This window comes from Candidatus Methylomirabilota bacterium, from assembly GCA_003104975.1.
Taxonomy (GTDB): Bacteria; Methylomirabilota; Methylomirabilia; order Methylomirabilales; family Methylomirabilaceae; genus Methylomirabilis.
This window is the reverse complement of record PQAM01000008.1, coordinates 234,200-252,940: the sequence shown is the minus strand read 5'-3', so window position 1 is coordinate 252,940 and position 18,741 is coordinate 234,200. Positions and strand designations below refer to the sequence as shown.

The following is an 18,741-nucleotide window of genomic DNA, read 5'->3' as shown; positions in this document are numbered from 1 at the left end:
ATCGATGATCGAGACACGCGCGAAGGTCGGAATCGCCTTTCTGATCGTCTTTCTCTTGGGGGTAGCGGCCGGCGCCCTCGCCTTATCCGCCTATCTGCGCCGGAGCGAGCCGGCGCCTCAGGCGGTGTGGGCCGGACGATTCAATCGAGAGCGCTACGTCAAAGAGCTGACGGAGGCCGTACAACTTCGGCCGGAACAGATGAGCGCGTTGAATACGGCGCTGGATGAAACGCGCGAGGAGTTTCTGGCCCTGCGCAGACAGCTTCAGCCACAGTTCGACGAGGTGAAACAACGGGCGCGCCGGCGGATCCGGTCGATTCTGAACGCGGATCAGCAGCCTCGCTTTGAGGCGTTTCTGAAGCGATGGGACGAGGAGCGTCGCAGAGAAGAATCGGCCGCCTCCGCCTCGAAGGCGTCAGAGCGCAAACCATAGCAATAGGGTATAGGGTAAAAGATAAGAACGTGGGTATGGTGAAGAGTGAAACGGGTCCGGGGTATGAAAGTAAGGTCAGCATGCGAGTTCTACACCCTACACCCTAACCCCTATACCCTGTCTTTCAAAGGAGGTAGCATGACGGCGCTACAACGCAAGGTGTGCGTATGGACGATAGCGGTGATATGTGTGGCGGTGCTGCGTGCGGTCGCCGCCAATGCTGAGGATGATCCGCCGCCCTCGCCTGCGCTGCATCGCGCCGGACCGTCGGAGGACCTAACGCGGCCGGCCGGCCCCGCGGCGCCTCAAGATCAATCCGCTGCCAGCGAATCGACCGAGGTCGGCGATCTGCGGCTGGCGCTGCGGGAGGCTGTGGTGCTGGCGCTGAAGAACAACCTGGATATTGCCATCGCCGGCTACAATCCAAGAATCACCGCAGAGGACATCGCGATTGCGAAGGCGGTCTTTGACCCGACCTTCTCGCTCACCCTCGATGCGAACCGGACGGTCTCACCGACAGCAACGCAGCTTGCTGCAGGAGTTGGGGTCCCTGTCAGCGAGATAGAGAACCGGGATGTCAATACCTCGCTCGTTCAGAAGCTGCCGTTCGGCGCCAACTACACGTTAAGCATGACCAATAACCGACTGAAGACGAACTCCAGTTTCGCGTCGATCAATCCAGCCTATAAGACATTTCTCAACCTCAGCATTACCCAGGATCTTCTCAAGAACTTCGGCGTCGATGTCAACACGGCGCCGATCAGGATCGCCAGGAACGATCAGGCGATCTCTGTGACGCAGTTCCGTCAGCAGGCCAATCAGGTGATCAATAACGTTCACAACGCCTACTGGAATTTAGTATTTGCTATCGATAACCTGGAGGTTCAGAAACGCTCGCTGCGCCTGGCCAGGGAACTCGAGGATCTGAACAGGGCGCGGGTGCGGGCCGGTGTCGCGGCACCGGTCGAGGTGACGCAGGCGGAGGCCCAGGCCGCCGCCCAGGTGCAGTTCGTGATTCTGGCCGAGAAGGCCATCAAGGACGCCGAGGATCAACTTAAGCTGATCATCAACCTTCCCGACGGCGAACGTCTCTGGGCCAGAACAATCCTGCCGACCGATCAGCCGCCGTTTGACATGGTCCTGGTGAACACGGAGGCCAGCATTCAGGAGGCCCTGGAGAAGCGGCCGGAATACGCCGCCCAAAAGCTGACCCTTCAGAATACCGACTTGAACCTGAGGGTTGCCAGGAACCAGTTGCTGCCCAGTCTGCAGTTGCAGGGGAATGTTGGCCTCAACGGTCTGAACGGCAGCGCCGGCGGCGATCTGGATCGGTTGACCTCAGGCGACTTTACGCAGTGGTCGGCAGCCCTGGTTCTCACCTACCCGCTAGGCAATCGATCCGCCAGGTCGGCGTTTGTTCAGGCACGGCTCAGTCGCGATCAGGCCGAGACGAGTCTGCTCAACCTCAAACGTCAGATCATCTCGCAGGTTCGCGAGGCGGTCCGCCGGATCGAGGCCGATATCCGGCGTGTGGAGGCCACCCGGGCGGCGCGGGTGCTCGCGGAGGAGCAGCTCCGGGTCGAGCAGAAGCGACTCGAGGCCGGTGTGACCACGACCTTCAACGTCCTATCGTTTCAGCGTGATCTGGCGGTCGCTGAGGTCAGTGAGATCCAGGCCATCGCGACCTACAATCAGGACCTGGCCAATCTTGAACTCCAGAAAGGGACGATCCTGGAACACGATCGCCTCGCCTTGTGATCTCAATGAAGACGCCGAGCACACAGGTGTTGCTGGTTATCGCCGGTCTCGTCGTGCTGTCCGGCCTGGGCGGCTGGACGTACCTGAGCAGGCAGAGCCGGACCGAATACCGGACGGTCGCGCTCGAGCGGGGTACCATTGAGTCGACCGTGTCGGCGACCGGCAACCCCAATGCCGTCGTCACGGTCCAGGTCGGCAGCCAGATATCCGGCAATATCAAGGCGCTCTATGCCGACTTCAATACCAAGGTCAGGAAGGGACAACTGGTGGCGAGAATCGATCCGGAGATCTTTGAGGCCAAGGTCAACCAGGCCAAGGGCAACCGGGAAAACGCTCGCGCGGCCGTCCTCAACGCCCGGGCGATGCTTCAGAAAACTGAGGCCGATATCGCCAGCGCCAAGGCGTCATTGGAGGGTGCGAAGGCGAACGCGGCCAAGGCCAAGGTCGCCGTCCTGGATGCGCAGATCAAGCTCAAGAGCCGCCTCAACCTCTTCAAGGAGGGGGGCATCTCGGCCGAGGAGCGTGACTCTGCGCAGGCAACCTACGACTCCAACATTGCAGCCCTCGAGGCGGCGAAGGCCCAGGATCAAGCGGCGCAGTTTGCGCTGCGCGCCGCTCAGGCCCAGCATGACGTCGCCGTCGCCCAGCTCGCAGCGGCCGAGGCGCAGGTGAAGCAGAGTGAGGCGGCTCTCAGACAGGCGCAGATCGATCTGGATCATACCTATATCCGGGCGCCGGTGGACGGAACCGTCGTCTCGCGGAATGTGGATGTCGGACAGACGGTAGCGGCCTCACTTCAGGCGCCGACCCTGTTCCTGATCGCGCAGGACCTGACCAAGATGCAGGTGGACACGAACGTGGATGAGGCCGATATCGGGCGGGTGCAACTGGGGCAGGACGCCACCTTCACCGTCGACGCCTTCCCAGGTGAGATCTTCAAGGGGAAGGTCGTTCAGATTCGCCAGGCGGCCATTAACATCCAGAACGTCATCACGTACAATGCCGTCGTCGGGGTCGCGAATCCTGAGCTTAAACTCTTTCCGGGGATGACGGCGAACGTCACGTTCCTCGTGGACAGACGAGACAATGTCCTGAAGATTCCCAACGCCGCTCTGCGATTCCGGCCTCCGGACCTGAAACAACAGCAGGCAAGCAAGGAAGGGACGGTTCGCGCAACGGCATCAGGCGGCGGTCTAAAGGGAGGCGGCGGCCAGACCGTTTGGGTTCTGGGGAGCGACAAGCAGCCTCGACCGGTCCCGGTCACGTTGGGTATCACGGATGGAAGTGCCAGTGAATTGCTCCAAGGCGACGTGAAGGAGGGCGACGAGGTTATTATCGGGGTGGCGTCCAAGGAGGCCGCAGGCGGACCGGCACAGCCGTTTGGCCAGCGTGGGCCGAGGTTCTAGGTCGGGACATGGCGGCACTCATCGAAATCGAGAATCTGGTCAAGCACTACCGGCTCGGGGATGTAATCGTCCAGGCGTTGAGGGGGGTCTCCTTCCACATTGAGCGAGGGGAGTTTGTGGCCATCATGGGCGCCTCGGGGTCGGGCAAGTCCACCTTGATGAACATCCTGGGATGTCTGGACAAGCCGACATCCGGCAGCTACCGGCTTGACGGCGCTGGCGTGGGGCAGCTCAGCCGAGATGAACTGGCCGACATTCGGAACAGGAAGATCGGCTTTGTCTTTCAGTCATTCAACCTCCTGTCGAGGACCAGTGCGGTTGCGAACGTCGAGCTTCCCCTCATGTATAATGGCACTGCAGTCCGAGACCGCCGGACGAAGGCACTGAAGGCGCTGCATGCGGTCGGGCTGGCCGGCCGGGAGGACCATCATCCGAGTCAACTCTCGGGCGGTCAGCAGCAGCGGGTGGCGATCGCCAGGGCACTCGTCAACGATCCGCAGATCATCATGGCCGACGAGCCGACGGGCAACCTTGACTCGCGAACGAGTATTGAGATCATGGCGATCTTCCAGCGGCTGAATCGCGAAGCGGGGATGACCATTATCCTTGTCACCCACGAGCCGGACGTTGCCGCTTTTGCAAAGCGGGTACTTGTGTTCAAGGATGGCCGGCTGCTGAGCGATGAGCAGGTCCAGCAGCCAAGAACAGCGCTGGAGGAGTTGCAGCAGATCGGACCCGATGAAGGGCCATAGACGGTTTATGAATCTCCTGATCAATATTACGATCGCCTTGAAGGCGCTACGGGTGAACCGACTGCGATCGGCCCTGACGATGCTGGGGATTATCATCGGGGTCGCGGCCGTGATCGCGATGATGGCCGTCGGCTCCGGGGCCACAGCCCAGATCCAGGAGCAGATCCGCAGCATCGGCAGCAACGTCATCATCGTGATGTCCGGCAGCATGACCAGCGGCGGGATCCGGATCGGCGCCGGGTCGGTTCTGACGTTATCGGAGGATGATGCCAAAGCCATTGCCAATGAGTGCCCGGCAGTGGCGCTCGTCGCCCCGAGCAGTCGGGGAACGGCCCAGGTGGTCTTCGGTAACACCAACTGGTCTACCGTCATTCGGGGAACGACGCCTGAGTACCTGCAAATCCGGGACTTCACAGTAGAATCCGGGCGTCCGTTTACCTGGCGGGATGTGGATGGGTCCACAAAGGTGGCCCTGATCGGGCAGACCGTAGCGCAGAACCTGTTCGGCGGCAGCGATCCCGTCGGACAGATCATACGGATCAAGAAGGTCCCGTTCACCGTTCTGGGAGTCCTTACGCCAAAGGGCCAGTCAGCCTGGGGACAGGATCAGGATGACATTATCATGCTCCCCCTCTCCACGGCCAAGAAGAAGGTGCTGGGCGTGAGCCAGGCCAATGCCAGATCGGTGGGCGCTATCATGGTGCAGACGCGAGGCCCGATGCTGATGAAAGAGGCCGAGGAGCAGATCGTGGCGCTGCTGCGGCAGCGGCATCGTCTTCAACCGGAGCAGGACGACGACTTTACCGTCCGCAATCTTACCGAGGTCTTTGCCGCCCAGGAACAGTCGGCTCGAGTGATGGCCATCCTATTGGGCGCGATCGCCTCGGTCTCGCTGGTGGTAGGGGGAATCGGGATCATGAATATCATGCTGGTATCCGTGACCGAACGAACTCGCGAGATCGGATTGCGACTGGCGGTGGGCGCCAAGGCGCGCGACATCCTGACGCAGTTTCTTGTCGAGGCGGTCACCCTGTCGATCATCGGCGGCCTGATCGGTATCGTGCTCGGTCTGGGGGCATCGGTAGCGGTGTCGTACATCGCACAGTGGGCCACCCTGATCAGCACAGGCGCTATCGTGATGGCATTCGCCTTTTCCGCCCTGGTGGGGGTATTCTTCGGCTACTACCCCGCACGCAAGGCGGCCTTCCTCGACCCGATAGAGGCGCTGCGATATGAGTGACAGCGCCAGGCACATCGGTGTAAGGGGTGGACGGTGGGTGGCGCTGCTTAATCTCGCCGTACATCCGTGTACGGCTCGAATCGGCGCTGGCAGCCTGCGCTGTCCGCGCTTCGCCTGCCATCGACGACGCGTCGCCACCCGCCGCCCACCCAAGGCCGTAGGGGCGCTGCTTGCTGCGCCCTCCAGAGGCCAGACATGACAGATCTTGGCTATGAGTCGTTCGAGACAACGGCGGATGTCGGGATTACGGTCTGGGGCGAGACGGTGGAGGAACTGTTCGCCAACGCCGCACGAGGGATGTTTGCGTTGATGGTCGATCCGGCAACCGTACGCCCTGCCGGCCTGCTGTCTGTTGAGGCGCGCGGAAGTGATCTGCCCTCCCTGCTGGTTGCATGGCTGAACGAGCTGTTATACCGATGCGAGGCCGAGGAATGGGCGCCCGCCGATATTCGGGTGACAGCGGTCGAGGGCGTGCGCGCGACCGGAGAGTTGGTGGGTGAGTCGATAGAGACGGGATGCCCTCAGTTGAGGGGTGTGGTCAAGGCGGCCACCTATCATCTGCTCGAATGTCGGCAGGACAACAATCGCTGGTGCGCCCGGGTCGTCTTTGATGTGTAACCCTAGCGATGCCGTGTCACGCCGACCCGGGCGCACCAGCGTTCGATGGGGCAGCGACTGCAAAAGGGAGAGATCGGGCGGCAGACGTGCTGACCGAACGGGACCAGCAGGTCGTTGTAACAGATCCAGTGCCGCTTCGGGAGTCTCAGTCGGAGGGCCGCCTCGGTCCGCTCTGGGGTCGTGGTGTTGACGTAACCCCAGCGATTCGAGATACGATGGACGTGGGTATCGACGCAGATCCCCGGTTTCCCGTAGCCGACGGTGACCACCAGGTTGGCGGTCTTACGCCCGACGCCAGGGAGCGTCAGCAGCATGTCAATCGTGTCGGGGACCTGCCCGCCGAATCGAGTGATCAGGCCGTGGCAGACCCTGCGAAGGGTTGCAGCCTTGGTCTTGTAGAAACTGACCGGGTAGATAGCTCGAGCGATCTGCTGCTCGCTCAGCGCACGCATCGTATCGGGTCGGTCCGCCAGCTTATACAGCCGCTCTGAGGCCTCGCCTGTGATGGGATCCTTGGTCTGCTGGCTCAGGATGCACGAGATCAGAACCCGGAACGGATCACGGGACGCCTCGGCGATCTGACCCACGACAGCGGGCTCCCACGCGGAGATCGTCCGGCGAACCGACCGCAAGACGGAATCAATCTGTCTGTTCGTGATCATCTCCCTGTCCTCAAGGGCCTCGGGACGCCGACGACCATAGCGGGCTACGGGGTATGAAATTCGGAGATCGAAGAATCCTTGATGATCCGAATGACCTCCTCAGGATTATGGGCCGTCTTGAGCAGTGTGAGGTCGTTCGGTGTAATCTTCCCCCCGTGCATGACCGGATCACGCAGCCACTCCCCCAGGCCACGCCAGTAATCGTTCCCCGCCAGAATGACCGGAAACGGCTTGATCTTTCTGGTCTGGATCAGCGTGATCGATTCAAACAGCTCGTCCAGCGTGCCGAAGCCGCCCGGCAGGATAACAAACGCGACGGAATGCTTCACGAACATGACCTTCCGAACAAAGAAGTGCTGAAAATTCACAAGGTTGGTCAGGTATCGATTAGGTTCCTGCTGTTGGGGGAGTTCGATATTGAGGCCGATCGATACGCCGCCCGCCTCAAAGGCGCCCTTGTTGGCCGCCTCCATGGCCCCGGGACCCCCGCCGGTCAGGACGGCATACCCATTCTGAACCAACAGGCGACCGATCTGTTCCGCCATCGTATAGGCGGGGTCATCTCGTCCGATATGGGTCGATCCGAAGACGGAGACCGCGGGCGGAATCGCGGCAAGCGCCTCCAATCCGTCGACAAACTCGGCGACGACACGGAAGATCATCCGGATGTCTTGCGCAGCCAGACGATCAAGGGTAAACGGGAATTTCATGCCGGGTTCGGTCCCTCCCCCACTAGTCGCTCAACACGAGACACTGCATACCGAGCATAATATATCACATACAGCCGGGTCGTGGCGGATGGGCGTCAAGGCGATTACCGGGTCGTTGACAAAATGCCGTAATTTTGGTGATATAAAATCACCATTCACCTCCATATGTTCAGACATTGGTGGTAAGGCACAAGGTGTGCTAAGATGCACGCGGCGTAATGATGATTGGACGGTGCACGAAGGAGAGACCATGCTCGATATTCGATATCGAATCGATCGGATGAAGGCCCTCCACACCCTGGTGGAAAGCGGCCTCACGGAGAACCAGGCGCAACAGTTGGAGGCGCTGTACCAGGCACGCGACGAGGACGGGATGCTGGCACTTCTGGAAGAGGCGACGCTTTCCGCGCCGGCACAACAGAAGATCGAGATCCTCAAGCAGGCCAAGCTGCTTGGGGAGCGGCTGACTCAATTGAGCCGGGTCATTCCACTTCCCCATGAGAGGATCCAGGAGCTCTACCCGCAGATTCGCGAGATCAAGCGAGCGTACGAGCGGCTGACCACAGAGGCCGACCGATACACAACACGAGTCTGACCGGCCGAGATCAGAAGGACTGAAGCCGATGGAGGAAGCCATGGAAGCACCGGTCATCATCTACGGGAAGGATACCTGACCCTATACCCAGGCGGCCCGTGAGGACTATGCCAAACGAAACGTCCCATTCACGTACCTCAACGTCCAGAAGGATCCCCAAGCCTTGGCCCGGATGTTGGAATTTTCGAAGGGCTCACGCGATGTCCCTGTCATTGTAGAGCAGGGTAAGGTAACCATCGGGTTTGGCGGGACCTGAGCGGTATAAAGAGGCCGACGGTCGTCGGCGTGCATGAGGAAGGGGTATGCAACCTGATAAGTGGCGCCACGTGCAGTTGGTTTTGGGGATGGCCCTGCTGTTGGCCTCGATGTTTGCGATGCGGTATGTGACAAAGCTGCTGATCTGGCTGGGATAACCTGTGGCTTCAGAGTTCACCAACGCCCCCAGGCGACCCCATAGGCATATTCATTTCCGCATTGAGTCCCCCTGATCCCCCCTTCGGCACCCTACTCGCCGATACGAATTCATGCTGCGTGTTCAGCGCTCGCCTGGCGCTGAACACGCGCAATCCAGCGCCACGTCGGATCCGCGATAGAAGTCGCCGCGCCCACGCTTCGCTTCGGATCGAGGGTTGATAGAAACTCGCGGACCGTAAAACCGCAGCTCTCACAGCGCCGGTAGTAAAATTTCTCTTCGTCCTCCTCCTGTACCGCTCCCACCCGCGCCATCCTACGCGAGCAGCACCGACTGGGGAACGGTGGCGAAATAATCTCATAAGGAAAGCTGTTGCGCGCCCTTCGTTCAGTGGAATACTTCACAATAGTCGCCATCTGCCCCCTCCGTAGACGCTCTCCTTCCCTGCCGTCTATTTAGCTCCACCATGGTCCTCTTCCCACGCTCTCCATGAAGTGTGGAGCAGACTCGGGGCGCTGCATATCAGAAATTGGCGGATTTTCCTGTGGGATTTTGAGGAATCCGATATTGGTAGTTGTCCTACAAGAGGGTAGAAAAGACAGGGTATGTGGTTTACAGGGTGGACAGCAGGCGCCTCCGCTTAATCTCGCCGTACGTCCCTGTACGGCTCGAATCGGCGCTGGCAGGCTGCGCTGTCCATGCTTCGCCTGCCATCGACGACGCGTCGCCACCTGCTGTCCACCCCCCCGCACCCTACACCCTGCTTGTTCGGCTCCAGCCAGGTGATGTAGCGAGCGATCGATTCGGAGGGGACAAGGGCCGGGCAGCCTTCCCACCGCTCCAGCGGCTCGATCCCGTATCGGACCATGTTGAGATGCTGCGATCGGCGAATGTCTTGGGACGGGTCGTCACCGAATGCGCGGCGCAGCCGTCCGATATCGTCCTTCGTCCCAGTCAAAAAGAGCCAACCCGGTCGCACGCGAAAGCGGTGAGCATACCGCTTGAGCACGGCAGGTGTGTCGTGCGCCGGATCGAGGGTGATCGAGTAGAAGAAGATATCGCGCCCAACGCGATCACCAAGGATGTTCTGGACCTGAGCCAGATTCGCGGTTGTGAGCAGGCAGTCGTCTTTGCAGGCCGTATACATGAAGTTGATCATAACGGTCTTGCCCTTGATCAGGTCGTCGTAGAACCTGACCGCCGTGTTCTCATGGGTGCGGAGGACGACGTTCGGGAAGCGGCGCCTTCGACGCGCTTCGGCGACGGTCATCGACGGAGGGCATCGATCCGCATGCCCCCACCCGTCCCCTTCCCCCTCGGAGGGGGAGGGAGGGGGTGCAGGGGAGGTAGAACCAATGATGGTCGAACCAATAAGAGTCCCTGTAAGGGAACCGAGGAATTGTCGCCTGCTCATGACGTCTCTATCCTTTCTTACGGCACCACCTCAAACAGCAACATCATGGCGTGGTCTTCATGAAGCGTGTTGTGGCAGTGCATCGGGTAGTCGCCGAACCAGTCGCGGAACTGCCTGAAGAACTTGGCCTTGCCGCTATTCTGTCTCCCTCCGGCATTCATACCGATCCTGACGATGTCCTTTCTGGCGACCTCGTCAATCGGAACGGCTTTGCCGTCCCGTTCCAAGAGGATGAATTCTTCCTGATGGGGATGGACCGGGTGTTGCCAGCCGCCGGCGCTGGTCAACGTCCAGATCTCGGCGGTATCCTGCGGCAGTCGGAAGTTGGGTGGGCGGTTCAGGTCTTCGCTCACGAACTCCCCATTAATCGTCCAGGCGCCGTTGGATCGGTCAAACGCGAAGCGGCGTTCGCGCGCGACCGGTTGCAGGTCCGGAAGTGGGAGCAGCGCCTCGCCCTCCTGATAGGCCCGGCTATCGTCCGCCGCGTCGCCTTCAACCCGGAACTCGACAAGATTGGTGGGCTCAATCAGCTTGCCGGTGGGACCGCGGCCGTCGAGCTGTTCCAGCCGATTCTGCAGATAGATCCTCTCGCCGATCTGCGCATCGGTGAAGTCTACGATGACATCTACCCGCTCCGCCACCCCCAGCGTGATGCTCCGACGGGCGAGCGCCCGCGGTAACAGGTTGCCGTCGTTGCTGAGCTGGATGAAGTTTCGACCATTGCTCAGAAACAGTTCATAGACGCGTGACGGCCCGCCGTCCAGGATGCGGAAGCGATACCGACGCCGCTTCACCTCCAGGAAGGGCTGGATCTTACCGTTGACGGCAAACTTATCGCCCAGGATCCCATCCAGGTTGAAGAGGTCGAAGAAGAGCTGTCCGGTCGTAGGGTCAAAGACCTTATCGGTCAGGATCATCGGGATGTCGAATTCGCCGCTCGGAAGTCTCAATCCGGTCGTCTCATCGTCGGTGTCCAGGTCGATGTCGTCGCTGAAGAGGTGATAGAACATAGCCAGCCCCTTGTAGACATTCTGCGCGGTAAAGCCGACTCGATGGTCGTGGAGCCAGAGGAAGCTCATGGTCTCCCGGACATCACCTGGGACGGTCCTGCCGTTGAAGTTGCTGGTCGGGTGGGTGCTGGCAAAGCCGGCCCGGACGCTGGCGTGATGGAAGTCCTTGAACTGCCCCGCCTGATAGAAGTGAAATGGCCCGCCGTCGGATTCCGAGGCGGTGTGGCCGTTGTGCAGGTGGGTCGAGGTCTGATTACAGCCGAACCCGTCGTTCAGATTCGATAACGCGTTGTGAATCCGCACGACGACCGGCTCCCCGTACCTGGCCTTGATCCGAAGGGCGCCGGCGTTCCCGTTGGTGGCGTCGACGAACGCCCAGATGGTGCCGGGCGGCACGCCGTCTACGGCCGGATAGTAGTTGTGGGAGATCGCCTGCTCGATCAGCTCATACTGTGGGCCACTGAAGCCGGGGCCGGTCGCGCTCCCTCCGAACTCCTCCCAGCGCTGGTGGTCGGGCCTTGGCGCTTCCGTAAAACCGGTAACCGCCGACGCCACGAGATTCGGCCCCTTCGTCGGTGTCGGGTTCAGGATGGTCGTCTGGACGACGGGGGGAATCGGCAGCGGATCGACGAATGGGGTGTTACGCGGGCTGATGAGTGTCGTCGGATCGTTGATCCAGACATCTTGCGGAATACCCAGGCAGACCGGTGACGACTCACTCTCGGAGTGAGCCCAGGAGAGACGCGCGTTTCCTAACCCGTGCAAGCCTGCCAGGCCGCCGCCGCTCATGACCAGCCCCATCCTGAGTAGTTCCCGCCGGCTCAGCCGCGCCTTGGCGATCTCCCTGACCTGCTGGATATAACGGCCGACGAGCTTTTCCTTTCTGCTCGCCACCGGCTTCAATATGTGTAGCGACATCTCCGTTCGCTCCTTGCTCTATCTCCGCCCTCGGACGGAAGAGACAAAACGCATGAAACCACCCCTCCATTTAAGATAAATCCGGATGTCGAGAAGGTCTGTAGACAAAAATGTGATTTCGCTGTCACGTTTTGTACGACAAGAGCCTCGAAGCAACTGATCAAACCCTAGATTCTGCTTGCTCCCCCACCCATCGACGTACTATCTTTCGTTAACGGCCAAGTCATTGCGGGGCAAAGCCGAAGCAATCTCGCAGTGCTTCGGAATAACAACGGCGAGATTGCCGCGCTCCCCTTGGTCGCTCGCAATGACCGGACCTTTGGATCGAGGAGGGCGGTAAATCGGTAGTGAGCGAAAGAGTCACAGGAGCGATGGGCAGACTCAAGGCGATGATCTTCGACGTTGATGGGACGCTGGCCGATACGGAGCGGAACGGCCATCTGGTCGCCTGCAACGAGGCGTTTGCGCAGATGGGATTCAATATCCGCTGGAGCTGGGAGGAGTTCCGGGAACTGCTGAAGATCCCCGGCAATGCCCGGCGGATGCGACTCGCGCTCTCGGCCCAGACGCCGCTTTCAGAGGCCGACATCGACCGGATCGTGCCGGAGTTGTTCGAGCTGAAAAAGGCGTTATATCTGAAGCGGGTCGGTGGGCTGCCGCTTCGGCCCGGCGTCGCCGGGATCATCCGCGAGGCGATCGATCGGGGTGTTCGACTGGCGATCGTGTCGGTCACCCACGAAGAGCAGATCATCGCGCTGCTGAAGGCGCAGATCCCCGAGGCGCTCGATGTCTTTGATCCGATCTTCGGCCAGCACGCCGGCGAGAAGAATGCGGCGCTCTATACCCGGTGCGCTGCGAGCCTCGGATGCGACAGCTCTGAGGTCCTGGTAATCGAAGACTCTGAAAAGGGGTTCAAGGCGGCTCAGGGTGCGGGTCTGCCCTGCGCGGTGATCTACAACGACTATACCAAGGGGCAGGACTTCACCGGCGCGGAACTTGTTGCCAGAAGTCTCGAATATCTGGATCTCACCCTTCTCGAACGGCTGTGCCTGGACTGAACAAAGCCCTCCACTCACGTCATTGCGAGGGAGCGCAGCGACCGAAGCAATCTCACCGTCTTTCGCAGCGTAGAGTACAGTAAGATTGCCGCGCTCTCGTTGGTCGCTCGCAATGACGGAGCCGCGGGATTTTCACGCCAATGGGCGCGCCACCTGCGCCTGACGTATGGCGTGGAGGGATCGATCCTTGACATTGTCAAGGATCATATGTCACTGTCTGCACAGCAAGTGCCCTCACCCGCACCCTCTCCCAGAGGGAGAGGGGAAAAACTTGTAGAGTTGCGATGGTCATTGGGGTCCCAAAAGAGATTAAAGAGGCTGAGAACCGGGTCGCGGTCATACCGGCCGGCGTAAAGGCGCTGCGGGCGCATGGACACCGCGTGCTGGTCCAGCGAGGGGCCGGGGTCGGCTCGGGCCTGCCGGACGAGGCTTACGCCAAGGCCGGGGCGGAGTTGGCGGACGATCCGCAGGCCGTCTATGGTGAGGCCGACCTCATCTGCAAGGTCAAAGAGCCGATCCATCATGAGTGCGAGATGCTCCGGGAGGGACAGGTACTGTTTACCTACCTGCATCTGGCGCCCATGCCCGAACTGACCAAACGACTCCTTGCGCGGGGGGTGGTGGCGGTAGCGTACGAGACCGTACAGACGCCGGACGGGCGAAAGCCGCTGCTTGAGCCGATGAGCGAGATTGCCGGACGGATGGCGGTTCACATCGGGGCGCACTACCTGGCCACCCCGTATGGCGGGCGGGGCGTATTGATCGGCGGGGTCCCCGGGGTCCCCCCCGCCACCGTCGTCATCCTGGGCGGCGGTACCGTCGGGGCTAACGCCGCACGGGTGGCGGCCGGAATGGGCGCCTGGGTCTATCTGTTGGATATCGACCAGTCCCGTATGCGCCGCCTTGACGAGATCCTGCCCGAAAATGTGACGACCCTCATTTCCAATCAGATGAGCATCGAAGAGTGCGTGCGGCGGGCCGACATCCTGATCGGAGCGGTCTATATCTCCGGGGCCAGGGCGCCCAAGCTGGTCACCCGAGAGATGATCGTGCTCATGAAGCCGGGATCGGTCATTGTCGACGTGGCCATCGACCAGGGCGGCTGCATCGAGACCAGCCACCCTACCTCTCACAGCGATCCTGTCTATGTCGTAGACGGTATCCTCCACTATTGTGTCGCCAATATGCCCGGCGCCTTCGCCAGGACCTCGACCTTTGCGCTTACCAATGTCACCCTTCCCTATGCCCTCCGACTGGCCGACCGCGGCTGGCGCCAGGCGGTGTTGGAGTGTCAGGAACTTGCGCTGGGACTGAACATTGCCCTCGGTCAGGTCACCCATCCCGCTGTCGCCGATGCGCACGGCCTGGCCTATCTTCCACCCTTGCAGGCGGCCAAGCAATAACGCGAGACGACGTCCCCTCTCCTATGACGGCTCAGCATAACCGGCATGATGTCGGCTCCCATGTGGCGGCGGTCTATAACGCCATGCTGGCGGAGTACGACCAGATCGAGAGCCAGTTTTATTTCGCCGAATGCTACCGGGTGTATCAAGAAACGGTCGAGTGGATTAACCGCGAGCGGCCCGACGGCCTGGCAATTGACCTGGGGTGCGGGACGGGCAAGCAGACGATCCTGCTGACCGGACGGCGCGGTCCGGTGATCGGAATCGACATCTCGGGTCAGATGATCGAGGCGGCCCGCAGACGATGTGATGGTCGGTCCAACGTCGGCTTTGTAACCGGCGACATCACCAGACTGCCATTCGAAGACGGATGCGCCCAGGCGATGGTGGCCTACGGCGATGTCATCGGCCACAACTTTACCGCAGTCGATGTGGTATTGAGAGAAATGGTCCGGGTTTGCGCTCCGCGCGGCCTGATTTCGTTCGAGATCGATTCGAAGTGGTGTCCCGACCTGCTCTATCTGCCGAAAGAGCTGTGGCAGGCTCTGACGACCAAGGGTGGACACCTGCGGGAGTGGAAGGAGATGCAGTTTAAGACCTTCACCTGGCCGGAGTTGACGCGCCTGTTGCAGGCACACAATCTGCGGCTTATTGAGGTCCGGAGCATGAACATCCTGACGATGCTGTTCCCTCCGTCGCTCCTCTTCCGCCAACGGAAGGAGGCCCCAGGTTTCGACGCCCTCTTTTCCCGCGTGATGACGTTCGACCTGGCGCTGGGGAAATTCCTGCGGTGCGGTTCTACCAGAATTGTGACGGTGGAGAAACCGTGAACGGTGCGATGCGCGGAAGGTAAAGGCGGCGTGTTGCCCCGCCGCCTTTACCTTCCGTCATTCAGGCTGGTTCAATATGCAGCGAAGGTTAGGGTGTAGGCGCAAGGTGCAGGGCGACGCCGCGCAGGACGAGCCTGTCGGCAGTATCACCAATATTTAACCTTAAGCCCAGCAGAACGGCGCCCAGGCTTGGATCAACTGATGTTGCAGCGCTATCGACGCACACCGAGTTTTCCGCTGGGCCAACGTTGGGTTGCACGGTTGCATCGTCGAGGAGTACGAGGGCACTGCTTGGTGGGTCCTGGACCTGTGCGAGCCGAATCTGGGTGATATTGCTTGTCGCGCCGGCAGACCATTCATAACAGAGGCGCACACCAGTCACAGTAAAGCGCGGGGGCACCTGGATCGCCTTTTCAATCACCTTATTACCTCCGGCCGGGAACGTGTCCCCTACGGATGCGGAGGTAATAATCAAGCCTGCCAGACCGCCCCCGATGCCGGAACTGGTCGAGTTAAACGAGGTCGTCAGGTCAGTCGGATCACCAGACAGGAAATCGAGATGCTCGATCCACATGACGGCGGGCGCATTGCCGGTAGCCTCTAGCGCGTCCAGCCGCGCATCCAAACCATTAATCTGTTCCTGTAGGGCGGCCAATGGATTTCCCGGCCCCGGCGGCAGCCCTGAGCGGCCACGCCGTGCGGACTCTGCAGGTCGCACAGCCAGAACCATCAACAATGCGAGCAGCATCACCCCCACGCCCAAACCCCTGTCCACTCTTATTCTCATCGTGCTCCCCTCCTTATGCTGGCATAATGATGTGTTCAAGCCCGCCACGATCTGATCTATTCTCTCGCTCTGGGGCTACACAGGTAACCCGCGGTTCCCATCATAGGCGGGCCACGTGCCTCTCTGATCCGATTCACTGTCTCGCTAATCATCCTTCCACTTATGCCCGCGTCCCTTCCCGTGGCCGCCCCGGTGCGGCGGGCCTCCGATCTTCTTCCTGTGGCCGGGTGGGACCTTGTAGTAGGATACGGGTACGGCAAGGACAGGTCGGGGAATCCGGTTCGCCGCGATGAAGGTCCATGGGCCGGTGGAGTTCGCAGCCACAAACCAGGCCCCGTTATGGTGGCTGTAGTATCGCCCGCCATACGCGAAGAAATTCAGGCTTAAGCCGGGCGCGTAGTAGACCGGCGTGCCGGGGACGACGACCAGCGGCGGTGGCGTTACCAGGGCAATCGGCGGTGGCGGCGGCGGAATCAGGGCAATCTGCGGAGGCGGTGGAGGCGCCGGTACCCCGATATTCACGCCAATGTTGAATTTGTCCGCCCAGACCGGTGCGGGCCTCATCGCAAGGTCCGAGGCGGCTGCGACAGCAAGGCCGGCGACAACCAGCGCGTACTTCATCTCACACCCTCCTTTCGTGTCTTGAGACATGGGAGACGCGACCCGGCGGCGGCGTCGTCCTGTTAGGCGAGGTCGCATTGATGCTGCATAGATGTTGCCAAGCGAGGCGCCTCCCGAAGGCCCTGATTTTGTGGGGCCTTCTTGCTTGGCGCGTGTCAGGATGGTGTCTCTGAGGCCACGCAAAAATTACATAGGCGTGTAATTCTTGGAAGGGCGTAACCGATGTAAATGAAGGCCCCGGACACCTCGAGTTCGGCTTGCATGCTGAAGTTCTTCCACCAATCTACGCGTTCCATCCATCTCTCTCCATTGGGGACATAACTATTACGTATGCTGATCGGCCCATCTCGACTATCCCGGCATGAAGTTACGGCAGATGGTGGTATAACGTTCTCGAGGAGTTAGCAACAAATCCCTGTGAATCCTGACGGTGGCAAACGCTGCATTTGTGTCAGCTATTCCGGCCTCTGATAACGAGCCGCGCAAGCATCCCAGGGATTATGAGCAACAGTTATTGACCGGGTATCCTTTCCCGTTACTGTCTCCTGGATTCCGGCTCGCGCCCGCTGTGCGGGCGTGGCCGGAATGACGTCCAGAAATATGAAGGGATTTCAGGCTCAGAACACTAGAGACAATCCGGTGGAGGTAGCGTCCGCTGACAATTGATCGAACAGCCATTGTCTGAAATCCTCCGGTAGCGGGGCTTCGAATTCCATCCATTCATGGGTCCTTGGATGGAAGAGGCCCAACTTCCACGCATGCAGCAGATGCCGCTCCGCTGTCCCCTCCCGCCTCCCGCCTCCCGCCTCCCGCTTGCGTTCTCTTCGTCCCCCATACACCTTGTCGCCCACGACCGGATGGCCGATGGCCGACAGGTGGACGCGGATCTGGTGGGTCCGACCGGTGTACGGCTGAAGCTGAAGCAGCGTCAGGCCGGGGAGACGCTTCATCACTCGATAGGTCGTCACCGCCTCCCGGCCTTTGCGTGTGCCGACAGCCATCCGTTTCCGATCCCGTTCGTGACGGCCGATGTCGGCCGCGATCTGTCCCTCGGGTGCCTTCACCGCTCCATGCACCAGTGCGATGTAGGTCTTCTTCACCCGCCGTCCCTTGAACTGACCGGCCAGGGAGGCCATGGCGGCGTCGGTCTTGGCTACGACCATGACGCCCGACGTCTCTTTGTCGAGGCGGTGGACAATGCCCGGCCGTCGCTCCTCAGCGATCCCCGGCAGGTCGGGACAGTGATACAGGATGGCATGGACCAGGGTGCCGGCCTGATGTCCGGGGGCCGGATGGACGACAAGTCCTGCCGGTTTATTCAGGATCAACAGATCGGCGTCTTCGTACAGGATGTCGAGCGGAATCGGTTCGGGGGTAAGGCTGGACGGCTGCGGCGGAGGGATCGAGAGACGGATCTGCTGGCCGGGAACGGCTGTGGCGCTCGCCTTCGGGCAGCGACCATCAACCAGCACCCGGCCGCCTTTGATCAAGCGCTGGATCTGGGAGCGTGGGAGGCCGGTGGCGGCCGTCAGGTAGCGATCCAGGCGCAGACCGCTCGCCGAGGCATCGGCGACGACTTCGCGGACCTCATCGGCGCTCATGAGGCCGGCCCGCGATGGCGCCCTCGACGCTCATCGAGGATGAGTGTGAGCATCATCAACGAGACACCGATGGTAATACCGGAGTCGGCCACGTTAAATGCGGGCCAGTGGTACTGGTAGTAGTGGACATCGATGAAGTCGACCACCATGCCGATCCTCAACCGATCTGTCAGGTTGCCTACGGCGCCGCCGAGGATCAGGCTCAGCCCCAGAGAGGCCAACGGATGGTCGTCAAGCCGGCGATGCCGATAGTACAGGATGAACCCGATGGCCAGCAGGGAGATGCCGATGAAGAAGGGGTTGCGGACCCCTGCGGCCTGTGCGGCCAATAACCCGAATGCCGCGCCGGGGTTCAGGACGTGGACGATCGCGAAGAAATCAGGGATCAGGGGGATGCTGTGACCGAGGGGGATCGTCGCTTGTATCCACAGCTTCGAGATCTGATCGAGCGCTACAACGGCGAGCGCAACCGCATAGAACCGCATCGGTCAGTGGGGGATATGAGGCATTGGG

The 18,741-nt window shown here is 60.8% G+C and carries 20 protein-coding genes; 11 read left to right on the top strand and 9 right to left on the bottom strand.

What is annotated here, in order from left to right; genetic code table 11:
* Nucleotides 1-4: 4 nt before the first annotated feature.
* The 6 genes from C3F12_04835 (at nucleotide 5) to C3F12_04810 (ending at nucleotide 6,207) form a co-directional block, all read left to right on the top strand.
* Nucleotides 5-433 carry a hypothetical protein gene (locus C3F12_04835; GenBank protein ID PWB47303.1) on the top strand — a complete coding sequence of 143 codons (429 nt, stop codon included), beginning with the start codon at nucleotides 5-7 and terminating at the stop codon, nucleotides 431-433.
* Nucleotides 434-496: 63 nt separating this feature from the next.
* The gene (locus C3F12_04830) at nucleotides 497-2,191 is read left to right on the top strand and encodes a hypothetical protein (GenBank protein PWB47302.1); all 1,695 of its coding nucleotides are present in this window, start codon (nucleotides 497-499) and stop codon (nucleotides 2,189-2,191) included.
* Between the two features lie 5 nt (nucleotides 2,192-2,196).
* The gene (locus C3F12_04825; protein PWB47595.1) at nucleotides 2,197-3,597 is read left to right on the top strand and encodes an efflux RND transporter periplasmic adaptor subunit; all 1,401 of its coding nucleotides are present in this window, start codon (nucleotides 2,197-2,199) and stop codon (nucleotides 3,595-3,597) included.
* A gap of 8 nt (nucleotides 3,598-3,605) precedes the next feature.
* A complete protein-coding gene (locus tag C3F12_04820; protein PWB47301.1) occupies nucleotides 3,606-4,349 on the top strand; it encodes a macrolide ABC transporter ATP-binding protein in 744 nt (247 codons plus the stop codon).
* 7 nt (nucleotides 4,350-4,356) lie between these two features.
* Nucleotides 4,357-5,589: a multidrug ABC transporter substrate-binding protein gene (locus C3F12_04815; protein PWB47594.1), complete on the top strand. Its 1,233-nt coding sequence runs from the start codon at nucleotides 4,357-4,359 to the stop codon at nucleotides 5,587-5,589.
* 195 nt (nucleotides 5,590-5,784) lie between these two features.
* Nucleotides 5,785-6,207 carry a hypothetical protein gene (locus C3F12_04810; GenBank protein PWB47300.1) on the top strand — a complete coding sequence of 141 codons (423 nt, stop codon included), beginning with the start codon at nucleotides 5,785-5,787 and terminating at the stop codon, nucleotides 6,205-6,207.
* A 2-nt stretch (nucleotides 6,208-6,209) separates the two neighbouring features.
* Here C3F12_04810 and C3F12_04805 read toward each other — a convergent pair whose 3' ends face one another.
* Nucleotides 6,210-6,869: an endonuclease III gene (locus C3F12_04805; protein ID PWB47299.1), complete on the bottom strand. Its 660-nt coding sequence runs from the start codon at nucleotides 6,867-6,869 to the stop codon at nucleotides 6,210-6,212.
* Nucleotides 6,870-6,913: 44 nt separating this feature from the next.
* On the bottom strand, nucleotides 6,914-7,579 hold the full coding sequence (locus tag C3F12_04800) for a TIGR00730 family Rossman fold protein (GenBank protein PWB47298.1): 666 nt from the start codon (nucleotides 7,577-7,579) through the stop codon (nucleotides 6,914-6,916).
* 250 nt (nucleotides 7,580-7,829) lie between these two features.
* Between C3F12_04800 and C3F12_04795 the strand changes: the two genes are divergently transcribed.
* Nucleotides 7,830-8,174, top strand: coding sequence for a hypothetical protein (locus C3F12_04795; GenBank protein ID PWB47297.1), 345 nt, complete (start codon nucleotides 7,830-7,832; stop codon nucleotides 8,172-8,174).
* Nucleotides 8,175-8,214: 40 nt separating this feature from the next.
* Nucleotides 8,215-8,430 carry an NrdH-redoxin gene (locus C3F12_04790; protein ID PWB47593.1) on the top strand — a complete coding sequence of 72 codons (216 nt, stop codon included), beginning with the start codon at nucleotides 8,215-8,217 and terminating at the stop codon, nucleotides 8,428-8,430.
* A gap of 266 nt (nucleotides 8,431-8,696) precedes the next feature.
* Here C3F12_04790 and C3F12_04785 read toward each other — a convergent pair whose 3' ends face one another.
* The 3 genes from C3F12_04785 to C3F12_04775 form a co-directional block, all read right to left on the bottom strand.
* Entirely contained in the window at nucleotides 8,697-9,002 is a 306-nt protein-coding gene (locus tag C3F12_04785) for a hypothetical protein (protein PWB47296.1), read from the bottom strand.
* 224 nt (nucleotides 9,003-9,226) lie between these two features.
* Complete coding sequence (locus tag C3F12_04780; GenBank protein ID PWB47295.1) at nucleotides 9,227-10,000, bottom strand: SCO family protein; 774 nt, start codon at nucleotides 9,998-10,000, stop codon at nucleotides 9,227-9,229.
* 17 nt (nucleotides 10,001-10,017) lie between these two features.
* Entirely contained in the window at nucleotides 10,018-11,928 is a 1,911-nt protein-coding gene (locus C3F12_04775; GenBank protein PWB47294.1) for a bilirubin oxidase, read from the bottom strand.
* 371 nt (nucleotides 11,929-12,299) lie between these two features.
* Here C3F12_04775 and C3F12_04770 point away from each other — a divergent pair, with 371 nt between their 5' ends.
* From C3F12_04770 to C3F12_04760, 3 genes are all read left to right on the top strand, one after another.
* Nucleotides 12,300-12,986 carry a phosphatase gene (locus tag C3F12_04770; protein ID PWB47293.1) on the top strand — a complete coding sequence of 229 codons (687 nt, stop codon included), beginning with the start codon at nucleotides 12,300-12,302 and terminating at the stop codon, nucleotides 12,984-12,986.
* Nucleotides 12,987-13,270: 284 nt separating this feature from the next.
* Complete coding sequence (gene ald, locus C3F12_04765; GenBank protein ID PWB47292.1) at nucleotides 13,271-14,389, top strand: alanine dehydrogenase; 1,119 nt, start codon at nucleotides 13,271-13,273, stop codon at nucleotides 14,387-14,389.
* Between the two features lie 23 nt (nucleotides 14,390-14,412).
* Entirely contained in the window at nucleotides 14,413-15,219 is an 807-nt protein-coding gene (locus C3F12_04760; protein PWB47291.1) for a hypothetical protein, read from the top strand.
* Between the two features lie 88 nt (nucleotides 15,220-15,307).
* Here C3F12_04760 and C3F12_04755 read toward each other — a convergent pair whose 3' ends face one another.
* The 4 genes from C3F12_04755 to lspA form a co-directional block, all read right to left on the bottom strand.
* Nucleotides 15,308-16,006, bottom strand: coding sequence for a hypothetical protein (locus C3F12_04755; protein ID PWB47290.1), 699 nt, complete (start codon nucleotides 16,004-16,006; stop codon nucleotides 15,308-15,310).
* A gap of 144 nt (nucleotides 16,007-16,150) precedes the next feature.
* Nucleotides 16,151-16,627: a hypothetical protein gene (locus C3F12_04750; GenBank protein PWB47289.1), complete on the bottom strand. Its 477-nt coding sequence runs from the start codon at nucleotides 16,625-16,627 to the stop codon at nucleotides 16,151-16,153.
* A 617-nt stretch (nucleotides 16,628-17,244) separates the two neighbouring features.
* The gene (locus C3F12_04745; protein PWB47288.1) at nucleotides 17,245-18,228 is read right to left on the bottom strand and encodes an RluA family pseudouridine synthase; all 984 of its coding nucleotides are present in this window, start codon (nucleotides 18,226-18,228) and stop codon (nucleotides 17,245-17,247) included.
* Nucleotides 18,225-18,713 carry a signal peptidase II gene (gene lspA, locus C3F12_04740; GenBank protein PWB47287.1) on the bottom strand — a complete coding sequence of 163 codons (489 nt, stop codon included), beginning with the start codon at nucleotides 18,711-18,713 and terminating at the stop codon, nucleotides 18,225-18,227. The genes C3F12_04745 and lspA overlap by 4 nt, the downstream gene beginning before the upstream one ends.
* Nucleotides 18,714-18,741: the final 28 nt, after the last annotated feature.